The 15,387-nt window shown below is 76.2% G+C and carries 12 protein-coding genes; 3 read left to right on the forward strand and 9 right to left on the reverse strand.

All coding sequences use genetic code 11. From position 1 onward, the window contains the following. Positions 1–95: 95 nt before the first annotated feature. The 5 genes from AC2TDM_RS13450 to AC2TDM_RS13470 all read right to left on the reverse strand — a co-directional run bounded on the left by AC2TDM_RS13450 (position 96) and on the right by AC2TDM_RS13470 (position 6,670). Positions 96–1,382, reverse strand: coding sequence for a tyrosine-protein kinase domain-containing protein (locus AC2TDM_RS13450; RefSeq protein ID WP_484634952.1), 1,287 nt, complete (start codon positions 1,380–1,382; stop codon positions 96–98). 7 nt (positions 1,383–1,389) lie between these two features. Beyond that, complete coding sequence (locus AC2TDM_RS13455) at positions 1,390–2,502, reverse strand: glycosyltransferase (protein ID WP_484634953.1); 1,113 nt, start codon at positions 2,500–2,502, stop codon at positions 1,390–1,392. Then, entirely contained in the window at positions 2,499–3,869 is a 1,371-nt protein-coding gene (locus AC2TDM_RS13460; protein ID WP_484634954.1) for an O-antigen ligase family protein, read from the reverse strand. Before AC2TDM_RS13460 ends, AC2TDM_RS13455 begins: the two co-directional genes overlap by 4 nt. Before the next feature lie 181 nt (positions 3,870–4,050). Further along, positions 4,051–5,502, reverse strand: a complete 1,452-nt coding sequence (locus AC2TDM_RS13465; RefSeq protein WP_484634955.1) for a lipopolysaccharide biosynthesis protein — start codon at positions 5,500–5,502, stop codon at positions 4,051–4,053. A 34-nt stretch (positions 5,503–5,536) separates the two neighbouring features. Continuing rightward, positions 5,537–6,670, reverse strand: coding sequence for a DUF1972 domain-containing protein (locus AC2TDM_RS13470; protein ID WP_484636463.1), 1,134 nt, complete (start codon positions 6,668–6,670; stop codon positions 5,537–5,539). A 423-nt stretch (positions 6,671–7,093) separates the two neighbouring features. Here AC2TDM_RS13470 and AC2TDM_RS13475 point away from each other — a divergent pair, with 423 nt between their 5' ends. Then, positions 7,094–7,897 carry a WecB/TagA/CpsF family glycosyltransferase gene (locus tag AC2TDM_RS13475; RefSeq protein WP_484634956.1) on the forward strand — a complete coding sequence of 268 codons (804 nt, stop codon included), beginning with the start codon at positions 7,094–7,096 and terminating at the stop codon, positions 7,895–7,897. Between the two features lie 14 nt (positions 7,898–7,911). Continuing rightward, entirely contained in the window at positions 7,912–9,219 is a 1,308-nt protein-coding gene (locus AC2TDM_RS13480) for an O-antigen ligase family protein (RefSeq protein ID WP_484634957.1), read from the forward strand. A 40-nt stretch (positions 9,220–9,259) separates the two neighbouring features. Here AC2TDM_RS13480 and AC2TDM_RS13485 read toward each other — a convergent pair whose 3' ends face one another. Next, positions 9,260–10,321: a glycosyltransferase gene (locus tag AC2TDM_RS13485; RefSeq protein ID WP_484634958.1), complete on the reverse strand. Its 1,062-nt coding sequence runs from the start codon at positions 10,319–10,321 to the stop codon at positions 9,260–9,262. Positions 10,322–10,517: 196 nt separating this feature from the next. On the opposite strand from AC2TDM_RS13485, the gene AC2TDM_RS13490 reads away from it, so the two are divergent. After that, positions 10,518–11,738, forward strand: a complete 1,221-nt coding sequence (locus AC2TDM_RS13490) for a lipopolysaccharide biosynthesis protein (protein WP_484634959.1) — start codon at positions 10,518–10,520, stop codon at positions 11,736–11,738. A gap of 218 nt (positions 11,739–11,956) precedes the next feature. Here the strand turns inward: AC2TDM_RS13490 and AC2TDM_RS13495 are convergent, their stop codons facing one another. The 3 genes from AC2TDM_RS13495 to AC2TDM_RS13505 all read right to left on the reverse strand — a co-directional run bounded on the left by AC2TDM_RS13495 (position 11,957) and on the right by AC2TDM_RS13505 (position 15,047). After that, on the reverse strand, positions 11,957–13,489 hold the full coding sequence (locus tag AC2TDM_RS13495; protein ID WP_484634960.1) for a sugar transferase: 1,533 nt from the start codon (positions 13,487–13,489) through the stop codon (positions 11,957–11,959). Between the two features lie 151 nt (positions 13,490–13,640). After that, positions 13,641–14,264, reverse strand: a complete 624-nt coding sequence (gene pth / locus AC2TDM_RS13500; RefSeq protein ID WP_484634961.1) for an aminoacyl-tRNA hydrolase — start codon at positions 14,262–14,264, stop codon at positions 13,641–13,643. Positions 14,265–14,387: 123 nt separating this feature from the next. Beyond that, positions 14,388–15,047: a 50S ribosomal protein L25/general stress protein Ctc gene (locus tag AC2TDM_RS13505; RefSeq protein ID WP_484634962.1), complete on the reverse strand. Its 660-nt coding sequence runs from the start codon at positions 15,045–15,047 to the stop codon at positions 14,388–14,390. Positions 15,048–15,387 lie beyond the last annotated feature (340 nt).

A 15,387-nucleotide genomic window follows, 5' to 3' on the forward strand; every position in this document is an offset into this window, starting at 1 on the left:
AGGGTCGCCAAGGCTGGGGACGACGGAGGGGCGGGACCGTGGCGGTCCCGCCCCTCCGTCGTCCGCGACCGTCCGTCGGGGCCGCCGTCAGCCCGTCATCCGCGGGCGACGGTGGGCTCGGGCGCCGCCTCGAGCACCGTCCCCAGCAGGCGCGCACCCGCCAGGTCGAGCGCGCCGACGGCGGCGGCGACCTGGTCCCGGGTCACGCGGGACCGCTCGACGACGAGGACGACGCCCTCGGCCACGGCCCCGAGCGCCGCGGCGTCGGTGACCTGCGGCAGCGGCGGCGCATCGGCGACCACGAGGTCGTAGGACGCGGTCAGCTCCGCCAGCAGGCGGGCCATGTCGGGCGACGTCACCACGTCGGCGGGGCTCAGCGTCGTGACTCCGGCCGGCATGACGGCGACGCCGTCGACCTGGTGCAGCGCGCCGGAGATGACGGCGGTCCCCGCGAGGACGTCCCCCAGGCCCGGCTGCTCGGGCAGGTTGAAGCTCTGCGCGAGAGAGGGGCGGCGCAGGTCGGCCTCGACCAGGCACACCTTGAGACCGCCCTCGGCCGCCGCCCGCGCCAGGTTGAAGGCCACGGCGGCCGTGCCGCCCGTCCCCGACGAGGACGCGACCACCACGCTGCGCGGGCGCTGGGCCTCGTTGAGCAGGCGCAGGTTCGTGCGCAGGCGGCGGTAGTCCTCGCCCCAGGTCCGCCCACCGGCCATCCCGGCGCGCTCCCGGGACGAGAGCACGCCGACGACCGGGGCCGGCGTCAGGCGACGCAGGTCGGCCTCGGTCCGCACCCGCGTGTCGAGCGCCGCGCGCAGCAGCACGAACCCGAGCCCGACGATGAAGCCCAGCACGGCGCCGAACGCCGTGGTGACGGGGATGTCCGGGGAGGACGCCGTCGCCGGCACCGTCGCCTGAGCCACGGTGCTGACGCTCACCGCGGACACGCCGTCCTGGGCCGGGGCGACGTCGAGGATCGCCTCGCCGAGCCGGTCGGCCAGCGCGTCGGCGAGGGCGGCAGCGGCTGCCGGGTCCTGCTGCTCGGCGTAGACGGTGATGAACGTCGTCCCGGAGTCGACCGACGCCGTCACGCTGCCCAGCAGAGCGTCGCCGCCGGGGTACCCGAGCTCCTCCGCGACGGGCTCCAGGACGACCGGCGTCCGCACCAGCGCCGCGTACGTGACGACCACGCGCTCGACGAAGCTGGCCCCGCCGTTGAGGTCGGAGCTCGACGCGTTGGGCGCGACGAGCACGCGGGCGGAGGCGGAGTACGTCTTCGGCTGGTTGGCGACGAAGCCGAAGGCCACCGCCGCCCCCAGGAGGGTCAGCAGCGCGACGGGCGCCCAGCTCCGCTTGAGGTGCGCCACCAGGTCACGCAGGTCCATGGATTCCCTACTCTCGGCCAGGCCGGGCGCTCTGCCCGGTCGAGGTCATGACGGTCGGTCGGTCGGCGACGCGGGTCCGGCCGCGGTGTACGCCGCGCGGTCGTCGCTCGTGCAGGAGGTGGAACAGGGCGGCGTGCCGGGCGCCGACGGTCGCCTCGTCCCGGTCGACGAGGCGCGGCTCCCCCGCCGGCACCCCGGCCGCGAGGGCCTCAGCCAGGTGCCGCGTCGTCAGGTCGCCGTCGTACAGGTGCAGCCACCCGGGCCCGACCTCCCGGACGAGCTCCTCGTTGACGGCCGACCGGGGCGCCAGCACCGGCCGCGCGAGGGACAGCGCGACGAGCACCGCGCCCGAGTTGTTCATCTCGCGGTACGGCAGCACCACCAGCGCGCTCTCGCACACCTCGCGGACGAGGACGTCGTCGCCGACGAAGTCGAGGGTGGCCCGCACCCGGGGGTCCCGCGCGGCCGCCTCGACCACGCCCCGCCGCACCTCGTCGTCCGCAGCGCGGCCGACCACGTGCAGGCTCACGTCACCGTCCAGACCGGCGAAGGCGGCGAGCAGCGCGGGCACGTTCTTGTAGGGCCGGATGATCCCGAAGGACAGGAGGCGCCCGGGCACCGACGGGGGCTGCGGGTGGCGGGCGAACGCCTGGCGGTAGTGCCCCAGGCCCACGAGCACGTCCACGGTGCCCGGCTGCGGCGGCGTGGACGCGTTGAGCCTGACCACGGCCGACAGGTGCCGGCGGTACCACCGCAGGAGGTGCTCCTCGACGCCCGGCCGCGGCTCGTGGGGCCGGACGTTGTGCGCCGTCTGGACCATCGGCACGCGGAGGAGCCGGCAGCGCAGGACGAGCACGACGAAGGCGGCGCGGTTGGCCCACGTGGACGCGCGGTTCCCGCCCCGCAGGAGCTGCTCCGGCCAGTGCAGGTGCAGCACGTCGTAGCGCGTCGTCAGGCCGCGGCGCCAGGAGAACCAGCGCACGTCCACGGAGGGGCCCATGCCGGCGGTCACCTGGTCGGCGTACTGCGCGGTACGCCCGTCCGGGGGGTCGAGCACCTCCATGACGCGGACCCGCCGCTCGGCGACGCGGTCGTGACCGGGCTGCGGGGCCGCCGTCACGCCGCCACCTGCGCGCCGACGGTGCGCGCAGCGGCACGTGCCTCCTGCACCGCCACGCGCAGGGCGGCTGCGAGCAGGGTGACGACGAGGAACAGGGACGGCGTCGCGTGGAAGGTGTTGCTCGCGCTCGCGTGGACGGCGACGCCGACGACGAGCGCGACGACGAGCGCGACGTTGAGCCGGGAGGCCCCACGCCGGTGCAGGACCACGACGGCGACGAGCACGAGGACGACGCCGGTCAGGAACAGCAGCAGCCCGATGAGGCCGGTCTCCGCGAGCGCCTGGAGGTACTCGTTGTGGGGAATGTTGTCCGTGAGGATGCCTCCCGGCTGCGCCGCGCCGAGGCCCAGCCCCTCCACCGGCCGCTCCCGCCAGGCGGCGATCACGCGGTTCCAGGCGTTGAAACGCCACGCCAGGGAGCTCTCCTCCTGCACCGGCCCCTGGGTCGCCGTGTACTCGGCGATGCGCCCCTGCCCCAGCGGCGACAGCAGCGCCGCGACCACGAGCACCGCGACGCCGCCCATCGCCGCCCAGGAGAACCGCGAGGACAGCCCGTGCGCGACGACGGTGTGGACCGTCAGCAGGAGCACGAGCGCGAGCAGGCCGGTGATGCTCCCGGTGGTGACCACGGCGACCGAGAAGTAGCCGACGGCGGCGAGGTCGAGCCGCCGGTGCGGGCCGCCCTCGAGGACGAGGACGGCCGAGGCGAAGGCGCACACCGCGAAGACGAAGGCGGCCGGGTTGGCCTGCGAGAGGGTCCCCTGCGAGCGCACCACGTCCCCGATGGTGGTGCCCGTGCCCGTGACGGCCTGGAGCAGCGCGACCGCGGCGGGCACGACGCCGGCCACCTGGACGAGCCGCGCGGCACGCGCCCGCGTCATGCGGACCGGCGCCACGAGCACGACCGCGGCCACGGCCACGGCGCTGAAGCGGCGGACACCCTCCTCGATCGCCACGGCGCCGTAGGACTGCTGCCCGTTCCAGGTCGCGAGCGCCAACGGGACGGCCAGGACGACGAGCAGGAGCAGCGCGCGGGCGTCGTGCAGGGCCACGACCAGCGCGACGAGGACGACGGCCAGGCCGAGGGCCGGGTTCACCCCGGGCAGCCCCGCGCCGTCGACGAGCGGACGGAGCACGACCACGGCGGCGAGGGCCGCGAAGGCGTAGCGGTAGCCGAGCGCCAGCACGGCCGGGACGGCGGCGACGCCGAGCAGCACGACGACGGGCACGCCCTGCGTCAGGCCCCAGGCCGCGACGACGACGACGGCGACGGCCGCCGCGAGGAGGACGCGGCTGTCGCGGACGACCCGGTCCGCGGGCGAGGTCGTCGGGCGCCCACGGACGCCGGACAGGCTCAGCACGCTCATGGGTCTCCGCTCCGGGGGGTCGTGCCGTCGGCGTCACTCCTGGCTCGGACGGCCCGTCCAGGGTACAAGCGGCCTCGTCGCGCGGGGCCGCGACCAGGAGGGTTCACCCGGTCACCGCAGTGCCGCGGCGCCAAGGGTGGCGACGCACGTGCAGGGTGCGGTACCGGTGCAGGTGCCGGTGTCAGCCCCGGCGGCGCAGCAGGAGGGCGGTCGTGACCAGCCCCTGCAGGTCGCGCCGCACCGGGCGCACGACGAGGGCGACCAGGGCGACAGCCGCGGCGGCCGCGGCCACCCCGAGGAGGACCGCCACGACGGACCCGTCCACGGTCCGCTGGACGAGGTGCGCAGCGGCCGCGGCGGGCAGCGCCACACCGAGCAGGGCCCGGGCGCCCGTCGCGTAGAGCCCCCGGACGGGGGTGCGGGTGGCACGGCCGAAGGCGGCGATGGAGGCGACCCAGTAGCCGACGGAGCCGACGAGGTAGCCGACGGCGACGCCCACGCCGCCCCAGGGCAGCCCCGCGAGCAGCAGGAGCACCATGAGGGGCTGCGCCCACAGCTGCAGGCGCAGGAGCGCACCTGTCGAGGAGGTGGCGAGGAAGCCCCAGTAGGCGATCTGCGAGATCGCGCGGAAGGAGCTGCCCACCGCGAGGACGGCGAAGATCGGGGCCACGGCGTCCCAGCCCGGACCGAGCAGGATCGCCACCGCCGGCACCGCCAGCGCTCCCGCGACCGCCAGGAGCGGAGCGGTGACGTAGCAGCCGACGAGCTGCGCGCGCCGCATGCCCCGCTCGAGCGCGGCCCGGTCGTCGGTCACGCGGGCGAGCACGGGGACCGCGACCTTCGTCAACGGTGCGTTGATCTGGTTGATCGGCACGACGGCGAGCTGGTAGCCGCGGGTGTAGACGCCCAGGGGCGCCGCGCCCCACACCGCGCCGAGGGCGACGGTGTCGGCGTTGCGGGTCACGTAGTCGAGCAGCTGGGCTCCCAGGACGTGCCCGCCGAACCGGAAGAAGCGGCCCAGCGGCACGTCGCGGCGGTACCAGCGCGGCAGCCAGCCGGCCAGCACGACGGCGACCACCAGCGTGACGGCCGCCGCGGTCAGCTGCTGCGCGACCAGGGCCTCGACCTCCGCGCCGCGGGCGGCGAGGACGATCGCGACGGCGATCCCCACGGCGGGGCCGAGGATGTCCGTCACGGCGAGGGCGCCGAACCGGAAACGACGCGCGAGGTCGGCGCGGAACTGCGTCGTCATGCCGGACAGCACGAACGCGCCGGCCAGGGGCGGCACGACCGCGCTCAACGTCGGCTCGTCGTAGACGGCGACGATCAGCGGCGTGACCCCCCACGCGGCCGCGGCGCACAGCAGACCGAGGCCCGTGTTGACCCAGAAGAGGTTGCTGCGCTCGGCGTCGGTGAGCTGCCTGCTCTGCATCGACGCGAGCGAGAGCCCGAAGTCGCGCAGCAGCTCTGCGACGCCGATGACCGCGGTCACCATGGCCACGAGGCCGAACGTCTCCGGCAGGAGCAGCCGCCCGAGCACCGTCACCGAGCCGACCTGCAGGAGCATCTTCGCGACCTGCATGAGCACCGTGACGGCGGTGCCGCGGGCCGCGACGCCCGCGAGCTGGGTCACCAGGTACCGCCGGCCCGCGGGGTGACGCCGCGCGTCATCGCCGGGTGCCGTGCCGGCGCCGGCCCGACGGGCGTCGCCCGAGGCGGCGCAGGCCGGGCAGGTCCTCGGCCAGCCGGGAGTAGCGCCCTGCCACGTCGTCCCAGTCGTAGTCCTTCGACCGCACCAGCGCCGCGGCCGCACGTGCGGCAGTCCCGGGCTCGTCGGCCTCCGTGCGCTCCAGCGCGCGGGCGACGCCGGCGGGGTCGGAGAAGTACAACCCCGCGTCCCCGACGACGTCGCGGTTGAAGTCGACGTCCCACGCGATGACGGACGTCCCGCCGGCCATCGCGCGCAGCAGGGAGGGGTTGGTGCCGCCCACCGAGTGGCCGTGCAGGTAGGAGAGGCTGCCGCCGTACAGCGCGCCGAGCAGCTCCGCGTCCCAGACGCCGCCGAGGAAGCGCACGCGCTCGTCGGCCAGCCGGTGCACACGGTCGGTGTACTGCTGCCCGTACGGCGCGGACCCGACGACGACGAGCGGGAGCGCGGCGCGGGAGCGCACGTACCCCTCCACGATGACGTCGACGTGGTTCTCCGGCTCGAAGCGCGCCACGGCCACGTGGAAGCGCTTGGGCTCGAGACCGAGCTCCCGCACCCGCATGACCGCGGCGTCGTCGACCTCAGGGGTGCCGTACGCGATCTGCACCGTGGGCGCGTCGAACTCCCGGCGGTAGTACGACTCGATCCCCGGGGAGTCGGAGATGAGCGCGTCCGACCACCGCACGGCCCAGGACTCCGCGAACCGGTAGAAGCGTCGACCGAGCCCCGACCACTTGGCGCGCTTCCACTCCAGGCCGTCGACGTGCGTCGCCACCGGCAGCCCCGCGACGCGCAGCAGCGGCAGGAACGGGGAGTTGGCGGCGTTGAAGAGCAGCACCACGTCGGTGCGGTGGCGCAGGAGGTGCAGGACCGACAGAGCCGTGTGCGACAGGGTCTCCAGCGCGCGGTGACGCAGCGCCGGCAGGTGCACGAGACGCATGCCGAGGAACGTCTCGGGACGTTCCGCCCCGGGTCCTCCCGTACGGCAGTACACCGTCACCTCGTGCCCGAGCTCGACGAGCCGCGCGCCGACCTCCTCGACGCAGGTCTCGAACCCCCCGTAGCGTGCCGGGACACCGCGCGTGCCGACCATCGCGATGTGCAAGGCACGCTCCTTCCCGGCTCGGCTCCGCGGACCACCCGCTCGCGACCGGCTGCGGACGCACCAGTTCCGCGCAATCGGGTGTTTTGGACACACTAACCGCTGCCCCCCGGCCGCCCTCGGGCCGGTGGTGATGATCACCCGGCTGCGGCTCGGTTTCATCCGCCCGCGTCCCGCACCGGGGCCGACCGGGCGAAATCCGGACGGGACCCCCGAGGGGCCCGGATCCCCGCTGGTACGGTCGGTCCGATCGACGGCCGGCGGTGTGGACGACCACGCGGCGAGGCCGTCCCGACCCGCGGCCGGCGCACCGGCCGGGGCCCACCCCACCTCGGAGGACACCATGGCGGCAGCCCCGGCGCGGCGGACGTCCGCGCGGCAGCCGCGCCCGGGACGGGACCTCCGGTGGCCGTCGTGACCGTCCCCGCACGGGCGCCGCACGTCCTGCTGACCGTGGACGACGAGGGCTGCGCCCGCATCGACGGCACGGAGCTGTTCTCCGGCGGGGTCGACGACCTCATCGCCCGGCTGGACGCAGCCGGCACCGGCACGGCGCCGCTGCACCTCATCACGCCGAACGTCGACCAGCTCGTCATGCTCGAGCGCGACCCCCTCCTCCGGGACGCCTTCCGCCACGCCGAGCTGCTCATCCCGGACGGCGCCCCCCTCGTCCTGCTCGGTCGCGCCCTGGGTGCGCACCGCCTGCACCGCCTCACGGGGGCCGACCTGCTGCCCGAGGTGGCGGAGCGCGCCCCGGGGCGGGGCTGGCGCATCGCCATGACGGGCGGCGCGCCGGGCGTGGCCGAGGAGGCCGCGCGCCGTCTGCGCCAGCAGTACGGCGCCGACGTCGTCACGGTGCCCTTCCCGCTCATCGACGGCGTCGACGACCCCGCCGGCCGCGAGGTCGTCGACGGGCTCGCGGCGCTGCGGGCCGACTGGGTGTTCGTGTGCCTCGGCTCGCCCAAGCAGGACGTGTGGGTGCACCGCTGGCGCTCCGAGCTGCCCCCGGGGATCTACGTCGGTGCCGGCGCGGCGGTCGACTTCGCCGCCGGCATCAAGCGCCGGGCCCCGCGGGTCATGCAGGCCGTGGGGGCCGAGTGGCTCTTCCGCCTGGCGCTGGAGCCCCGTCGGCTCGCCCGGCGCTACCTGCTGCGCGGCCCCCTGTTCCTGGGTGTCGCGGCACGGTCGACGCTGGTCCGGCTGCGGGGGCGCCGGTGAGGGAGGGCGACTCGGTGCTCACGTCCCTGCGCACGCTCGGGGGGCGGGTGCACCCGTACCTCGAGGTCGGCTTCGTCCTGGCCGTCGTGGTCGGCTACGTGGTCCCGCTCCTCACCGACTCCCTCACGGGCGGGCAGAAGTCCTTCGTCCCGATCACCGGCACGCCGGAGCCCGACGCGCGCCTCGCGCTGCTGGCCGGCACGGCGGGGGACGGCCTGGTGCTGGTGGCCTGCCTCGTCGTGGCGCTCGTGCACCTGCGGCGCTGGCGGGACCTCGTCGGGCCGGCACTGCTGCTCCTCCTCGCGTGGGTCGTGCAGCTGACGACGCTGGCCTCCGGGGGCGGCACCCTGCTCAAGGACATGGTGCTGTTCGCGGGCATCGTCGTGGCCGTGACGCTCCTGCGGCCGGGACGGGCCGCCGTGCACGCGCTCGGCTGGTCGACCCTCGCACTGGCCGTGCTGAGCCTGCTCATGGGCGTGCTCACCCCGTACGCGGGGACGCAGGTGCGCCCCGAGTCCGTCGCCGACGAGAAGTTCGTGAGCGGCTTCGGCATCCTCGCCGGGCCGTACCCCTCCGGCAACAACCTGGGCCTCGTGCTGGCGGTGGGCCTGCCCGCCGTGCTCGCCCTGCCGCGACCCCGCGTGCGGTGGGCCGGCGTGGTCGTCGTGGCCGTCGCGCTGTTCCTCACGTCCTCGCGCACGTCCTGGGCGGCGGCGGTGGCCGCCGTCGGCGTGTGGGCGCTGCTCGTCCTGGTCCGGCCGGGCCTGCGTACCCGTGCGGCCGCCGCGGTGCTCGCCGCAGCCGGCGTCGTGTGGGTCGTGCTCCCGCTCGTGACCCGCTCCCCGACGGCCTTCACCAACCGCGGCTGGTACTGGGTCGAGGGGCTGGCGGCGTGGCGGGAGCGGCCGTGGCTCGGCTGGGGCTCCGACTACTACCTGCGGGTGGCCCAGTCGGACGGCGCGCTGGGCGGGTTCGCGTTCCACGCCCACAACCAGGTGGTCCAGCTCCTCGTCACCGGGGGCCTCGTCGTGGCACTGCTGGTCGGGGCCGCACTCGTGTGGGCGGGCGTCCGCGCCGCACGCCTGGCACCAGCGACCCCCTGGGCGGCGGCGTTCCTCGTCGCCCTGCTCGTCACCGCGTCGTTCGAGGTGCCCCTCGGCACGGTCGACCGGCAGATGTTCTACCCGTTCGCGGCTCTCCCGCTCGCGCTCGTGCTGGCACTCGGCCGCCGCGGGTCGTCCGCGGACGACGCGCGGGTGGGCACCGGCGACGCCGCCGCGAGCCCGGCGCGAGGTCGACGCGTGGCCGGCCGACGCGCCTGACGGGCCTCTGGACCGCGCCGCCGCAGGACGGCCGGCGCGGCTACCTCGCCGTCCCGGTCGAGGAACCGTCGCCGCGCGCCGCGGCGACCGCCGCCCGGAAGACGTCGGCGTGGCGGGCGCCGACGGACGGCCAGTCGCGGCCGGTCAGGTCCGGCTCTCCCGGGAGGCCGCCGCGCACCGCGTCGAGCTCGGCGCGCAGCAGCTCCGCGGTGAGCGGGCCCTCGTAGAGCCGGACCCAGTCCGCGCCGACCTCCGCCTGCAGCTCGCGCGGCGCCGGCCCGGCCGGGGCGAGCACCGGCCGACCCAGCGAGAGCGCGACGAGCAGCGTGCCCGAGTTGTGCAGCTGCGCGTAGGGCAGGACGACGAGCTCCGCCTGCGTCACCTCGGCGACGAGCTCGTCGTCGGGCACGAACGCCAACCGCGCGGACACGCGAGGATCCGTCGCGACCGCAGCCTCGACCAGCGCGCGCCAGCGGGCGTCGGCGGGGCGACCCACGACCCGGAGCGTGAGGTCCGGGTCGTCGAGACGCGCGAACTCCGCGAGCAGCCGGTCCACCCCCTTGTACTCGCGGATGATGCCGACGTAGGTCAGGCGCCCGGGCACGGCCTCGTGCCGCGGGAGGCCAGCGAAGGGTTCGCGGTAGTCCCCGTGCGGGACCAGGTGGTCCTGGGCACCGGGCCGCAGGGGCGTCGACCGGTTGAGCCGGATGCTCGCCGTCACCTGGCGCCCCAGCCAGCCCATGACCGCCCGCTCCAGCCGGCCGCCCCGCTCGTGCGGGGCCAGGTTGTGCTCCGTCTGCACGACCGCGACGCGCAGCAGCCGCGCCCGCAGCCCCAGGGCGACGACGAGTGCGTAGTTGACCAGCGTCCGCGGGCGCTTGTAGCCGCGCACGAGCCGCTCCGGCCAGTGCAGGTGCAGCACGTCGTAGCGCGACAGCAGGCCCTTGTGCCAGGTGAAGTAGTCCACCTCGACGTCCTCGTCGAGGTGGCGCGTCACCTGGTCGACGAAGCGCGTCGTGCCGTCCGGCGGGTCGAGCTCCTCGAGCACGCGGATGCGGCGGCGGCGGTCGTCCCGGGTCGGAGCGGGCGGCTGGGCTGGCATCGGGTCCTCTCGCCTGTGCCGCGGCCGGGTGCCGCGAGGGCGGTGCTACCTTACGCAGCGCCGCGTCAGCGCCGCGTCCAGGGCAGGCCCGCGACGGTGTGGCGTCCGACCCTGCGGCGTCCGCGGTGCGACGCCCGGCGGCGGGGGGCGGCCCGCGGGTCGGCCGCCGCCTCCCGACCGACCCGGAGGGAGACCGGTGAAGCGCCAGTTCCTCGTGCTGCTCGTGTCCCGCGGACTCGCCTCGGTCCTGCAGGCCGTGCTGTTCGCCGTCCTGGCGCGCTCCGTCAGCGCGCACGACTTCGGCCTCGTCACGGCGCTGCAGGGGATCCTCGCGGTGGTGCTCGTCCTCACCGGGCTGGGCATGCCGGGCCTCATCTCCCGAGCGCGTGCGCGCGGGGAGGACGCCACGGTCGTCGGTGCGCTGCGGCTGACGTGGACGACCGGCCTGGTCACGGTGGCGCTGGCCGCCGGCGTCCTGGCCGTCGCCGCGGCGCTCGGCGCGCTGCCGCTCGCCCTCGTGCTCGTCGCGGCGACGCTGACCGTGGAGCGCACGACCGACGCCGCGCTCAACGTGCCGGTCGCGGACGGGGAGGTGACGTCCTCCGGCCTTCCCGTGGTGCTGCGGCGGGCGCTGGCGATCGCGCTCCTCCTGCCGGCGACCGCGTGGGGCGCAGACCCGCTGTGGGCGTACGGCGCCGCCGGGCTCGTCGGGGCGCTCGCGGCGCAGCTGTGGACGCGTCGGCTCGTGCGCGTGGCGGCGCCGGGGCGGACGCCGGTGCGCGCGCTCGTGGCGGAGGGCGCGCCGTACATGTGGAACACCGCCGCAGCCCAGACCCGCCAGCTCGACGTCACGGTCGTCGCCGCGGTCCTGTCCCCCGGCGCCGCCGGCGCCTACGCCGCCGCCTCGAAGCTCGTGGCGCCCGCGCTCCTCGTGCCGCAGACCATCGCGTCCCTCGTGCTGCCGCGCGCCTCCCGGGGCACCGCGCACCAGGCGCGACGGCTCGTGCGGCCGCTGCTGCTCGCCGGTGCCGCCTCGCTCGTCGTCGTCGTGCCCCTGGCGCTGCTGGCCGAGCCCGTCGTCACGCTGGTCATGGGCGAGCGCTACGCCGGGTCGGCGGGCACGTTCCGCTGGCTGCTCGTCGGGATGCCCTTCGCCGCGCTCTCCGCCCCCCTCGCCGCGGTGCTGCAGGGGCAGGGACGCGCGCGGGAGGCCGCGACGAACGGCCTGCTCTTCGCCGCCGTGCTGCTGGGCGGGGTCGCCGCGGGGGCCGTGCTGGCCGGCGGCGAGGGCGCCGCGATCGGGCTGTCGCTCAGCTTCGTCGTGCGCACGGTCGCCCTGCTCGCGCAGATCCGCCGCGGCCCCGCGGGCGATGCGCGACCGGGCGTGACCGGCGACGGGACGCCTCCCGCGGCCTGACCCGCCCTCAGCTCGGCGCGCCGACGCGCGCCGCACCGGCACGCGGGCGGTGTCCGCCTGCCGCGCAGCAGCACGCGGTCGGTGTCCGCCTGCCGCGCAGCGGCACCCGCCCCGTGCCCGCCCCCCGGGACGGCCGGACGGGAACAGCACGGGGCCCGGACGGCATCACAGCCGTCCGGGCCTCGTGACGTCACCGGCTCGTGCCGCCGGCCCGTGGATCAGTACGCGCCCGAGCCCCCCAGCACAGCGCGACCCGTCTTCCACAGGATCATGAGGTCCATGGCCACGGACCAGTTGTCGACGTAGCGCAGGTCCAGGCGGACCGACGACTCCCAGTCGAGGTTGGAGCGGCCACTGACCTGCCAGAGGCCGGTGAGGCCCGGGCGGACGTGCAGCCGGCGGCCGACGGGGTCGCTGTACTCGGCGACCTCCTCCAGCAGCGGCGGCCGCGGCCCGACGAGCGACATGTCCCCGCGCACGACGTTCCACAGCTGCGGCAGCTCGTCGATGGAGAACCGGCGCAGGTGCTTGCCCACCGCGGTGACCCGGGGGTCGGCCTTCATCTTGAACAGCAGGCCGTTGCCGTCCGACGAGGCGAGCAGCGCCAGGCGGCGCTCCTCGGCGTCCTGGTACATCGTCCGCAGCTTCCACATGGTGAAGGTGGTGCCGTCGAGCCCGACGCGCTGCTGGCGGAAGAACGCCCCGCCCGGCGACGTGAGCGCCACGGCCACCGCGGAGACGAGGACCACGGGCGACGCGGCCAGCAGGATGAGGCTGCCCAGCGTGCGGTCGAGGACCGCCTTGGCCAGCAGGCGCCGGCGCGGCGCACCGACCTCGACCTCGAGCAGCGACAGGCTCGACGTGGCCCGGACGGTCAGGCGCGGCCCGGCCACCTCGACGAGGTCCGGGGCGACGACGAGCTGCGCGCCCACGCGCTCCAGCGCCCACGACAGCCGCCGCAGCGCCTCCCCGCGCAGCGCACCGCCGGTGACGACGACGACGTCGGCCGCGTGGTCCACCACGACCTGGACGACGTCCCCGTAGCCGCCGACCACGGGGTACCCCGCGACCTGCAGGGCCGCCTCCGGGTCCGGCACGCACACGCCGACGGCGCCGTAGCCGTGGTGGGCGTTGAGCTCGAGCTCGGCCAGCACGCGGCCGGCCGTCGTCTCGTCGCCCACGACGACCGTGCGGAGCAGGTCCGTGCCGGCGCGGCGCCCGCGGTGCAGGCCGCGGCGCCGGCGGTAGCGGTCCACCGCCGACAGGCCGGCGAGCAGCGGCACGCCGATGAGGACCAGCAGGCGCGGCACGTCCACCTGGGCGACGTAGGCCACGGCCATGAGCGCGACCAGGACGGTGAGGGCCGCGCGCAGCACGGACTGGAACTCCGCCGGACCTGCACCCAGCTCCTTGCGGGAGTACCCCCGGACCGCCGCCACGACGGCCGGCCAGACGAGGCCGCCCGCCACCGCCGACACCGCCAGCGGCATGCCCCAGCCCAGCGACGGCTCGAGGGCCGCCGCGGTGACCACGGCGGCGAGCACGGCGTCGGCGACGACGGTCGCCCGCACGTAGCCGGCGCTCGTCCGGCGCCAGGAGTCGGGACCGGCACCGGTCGCGTTGTCGTAGGTGCTGCGCGGCACGTACGGCTGGGGCGAGGCCCAGGACCGCCGCGGCTCACGGACGCGCTGGCGCCGATCGGGTCCTGCTCCCGCCGCGTACGCGGCGTCCCCGTCAACGGCCAGTGTCATCGTGATCCCCCCACGGGCTCGGCTCTTCGGACCCGTTGAGGCTATAGTCCGGCTCCGCCGCGCTGGGGGGGTTGTGCCCGATTTCACCCTGGTTGGCCCCCTGTTCACCCGATGGTGGGCGAGGCCCTCGTGAGCGGTCCGCGAGGGGCCGTCACGGCTTGGTGTGGAACCGCCCCTGCGCCCGCTCGAGCCCCTCGAGGACGACGGCCTCGACCGCGTCCGCCGCCCGGTCGACCAGCCAGCCGAGGTCCCCGCGCTCGGCGGCGGCGAAGTCGCGCAGCACGAAGTCGGCGGGGTCCGTCCGTCCCGGTGGACGCCCGATGCCCACCCGCACGCGCACGTAGTCCTTGGTGCCCAGGGCCCGGGAGGTGTCGCGCAGGCCGTTGTGCCCGCCCTCGCCGCCGCCCTTCTTCAGCCGCACGTCCGCGAACGGGATGTCGAGCTCGTCGTGCACGAGGACCACCCGCTCCGGCGGGATGTCGTGGTACCGCGCCAGCGCGACGACCGGGCCGCCCGACCCGTTCATGTAGGTCGTCGGCTTGGCCAGCACGGCCCGCGGCCCGGGCGCCCCGCCGGGCAGCACCCCGAGGCGCACGTCGGCCACGACGGCCTGCGGGCGCCGGCCGCCCGCGCCACCGGGGGACGTGAACGCCGTCCCCGCGCGGCGCGCCAGCTCGTCGAGCACCATCTGGCCGACGTTGTGCCGGTTGCCCGCGTACGACGCCCCCGGGTTGCCGAGGCCGACGACGAGCCAGGGTCCGGTCGGTGCGCTCACGCTCGGTCCTCTCGTGGGTGGGTCCGCGCCCGGGACGGGTGCCGACGCGGCGACGCCCGGCACCTGAGGCCAGGTGCCGGGCGTCGCGGGGTGGTGCCGGGGTCGTGCGAGACCCGTGCGGGGTCAGGACTCGTCGTCGGCGGCGGACGTGCCCTCGGCGGTCGCCCCGGCCTCGGCCTGCGAGGCGGCGGACTGCTCCGCGGCCAGCTCGGCGGCGGCCTCCTCGGCGGCGACGTCCTCCGCGGACGCGCGCGGCACGGACACCGTCACGACGATCGTCTCGGCGTCGCTGACCAGCGTCGCGCCCTCGGGCAGCGTCACGTCGGAGGCGTGCACGATGGCGCCGTCCTCGAGGCCGTCGATGCTCACGACGACCGCGTCGGGCACGTGCGTGGCCTCGACCTCGACCTCGAGCGCCTGCGTGTCGACGACGTGGATCGTGCCGGCGGCGGACTCGCCCTCGACCGTGACCGGGACGGTGACCGTGACCTTCTCGCCGCGGCGCACGATGAGCAGGTCGAGGTGCTCGATGACGTTCTTGACGACGTCGCGCTGCACGTCCTTCGCGAGCGCGAGCGTGCGGGTGCCGTCGAGCTCGATCTCGAAGAGCGCGTTCGCGTGCTTGACCGCGAGCATCGTCTCGTGGCCCGGCAGGGCGACGTGCACGGGCTGCGTGCCGTGCCCGTACAGGACGGCGGGGATCTGGTGGGCGCGGCGCAGGCGGCGCGCGGCGCCCTTGCCGAACTCGGTGCGGGCGGTGGCGACGAGCTTGACCTCGGACACGGGTGCTCCTGACGACGTGGGGCCCGCGGTGCGGGCCGGGTGGCACGGGGACGTCCCCCGACGGGCCGCGCACCCGCCGGGATGGGCCCGGGGACGGCGGAACGGCGGCAGGACGGATCGGTTCGGTGGCGGCCTCGACGCGGGACGCCCGACGGGCACGCGGAGGCGCGTGGCCCTGTCGATCACGGACCGGCGGGCCGCGGTCCTCCCGCCCGGGAGCGGTGCACCGTGGCCGTCCGACGTCCCTCGCCGAGGCAGCCCCGACACCTTACCGTCCGCGCGCCCGTGCCCCAAGCCGGTCGCACCGGCCGGGACCGGGACGCACCCGGACGGACCGGGC

Source organism: Cellulomonas sp. plas2, from assembly GCF_057221735.1.

Excerpts from the sequence above, each read along its gene's own strand:
- AC2TDM_RS13450 (WP_484634952.1), bottom strand. The coding sequence starts at position 1,382 with ATGGACCTGCGTGACCTGGTGGCGCACCTCAAGCGGAGCTGGGCGCCC.
- AC2TDM_RS13460 (WP_484634954.1), bottom strand. The coding sequence starts at position 3,869 with ATGAGCGTGCTGAGCCTGTCCGGCGTCCGTGGGCGCCCGACGACCTCG.
- AC2TDM_RS13470 (WP_484636463.1), bottom strand. The coding sequence starts at position 6,670 with ATGGTCGGCACGCGCGGTGTCCCGGCACGCTACGGGGGGTTCGAGACC.
- AC2TDM_RS13485 (WP_484634958.1), bottom strand. The coding sequence starts at position 10,321 with ATGCCAGCCCAGCCGCCCGCTCCGACCCGGGACGACCGCCGCCGCCGC.
- AC2TDM_RS13495 (WP_484634960.1), bottom strand. The coding sequence starts at position 13,489 with ATGACACTGGCCGTTGACGGGGACGCCGCGTACGCGGCGGGAGCAGGA.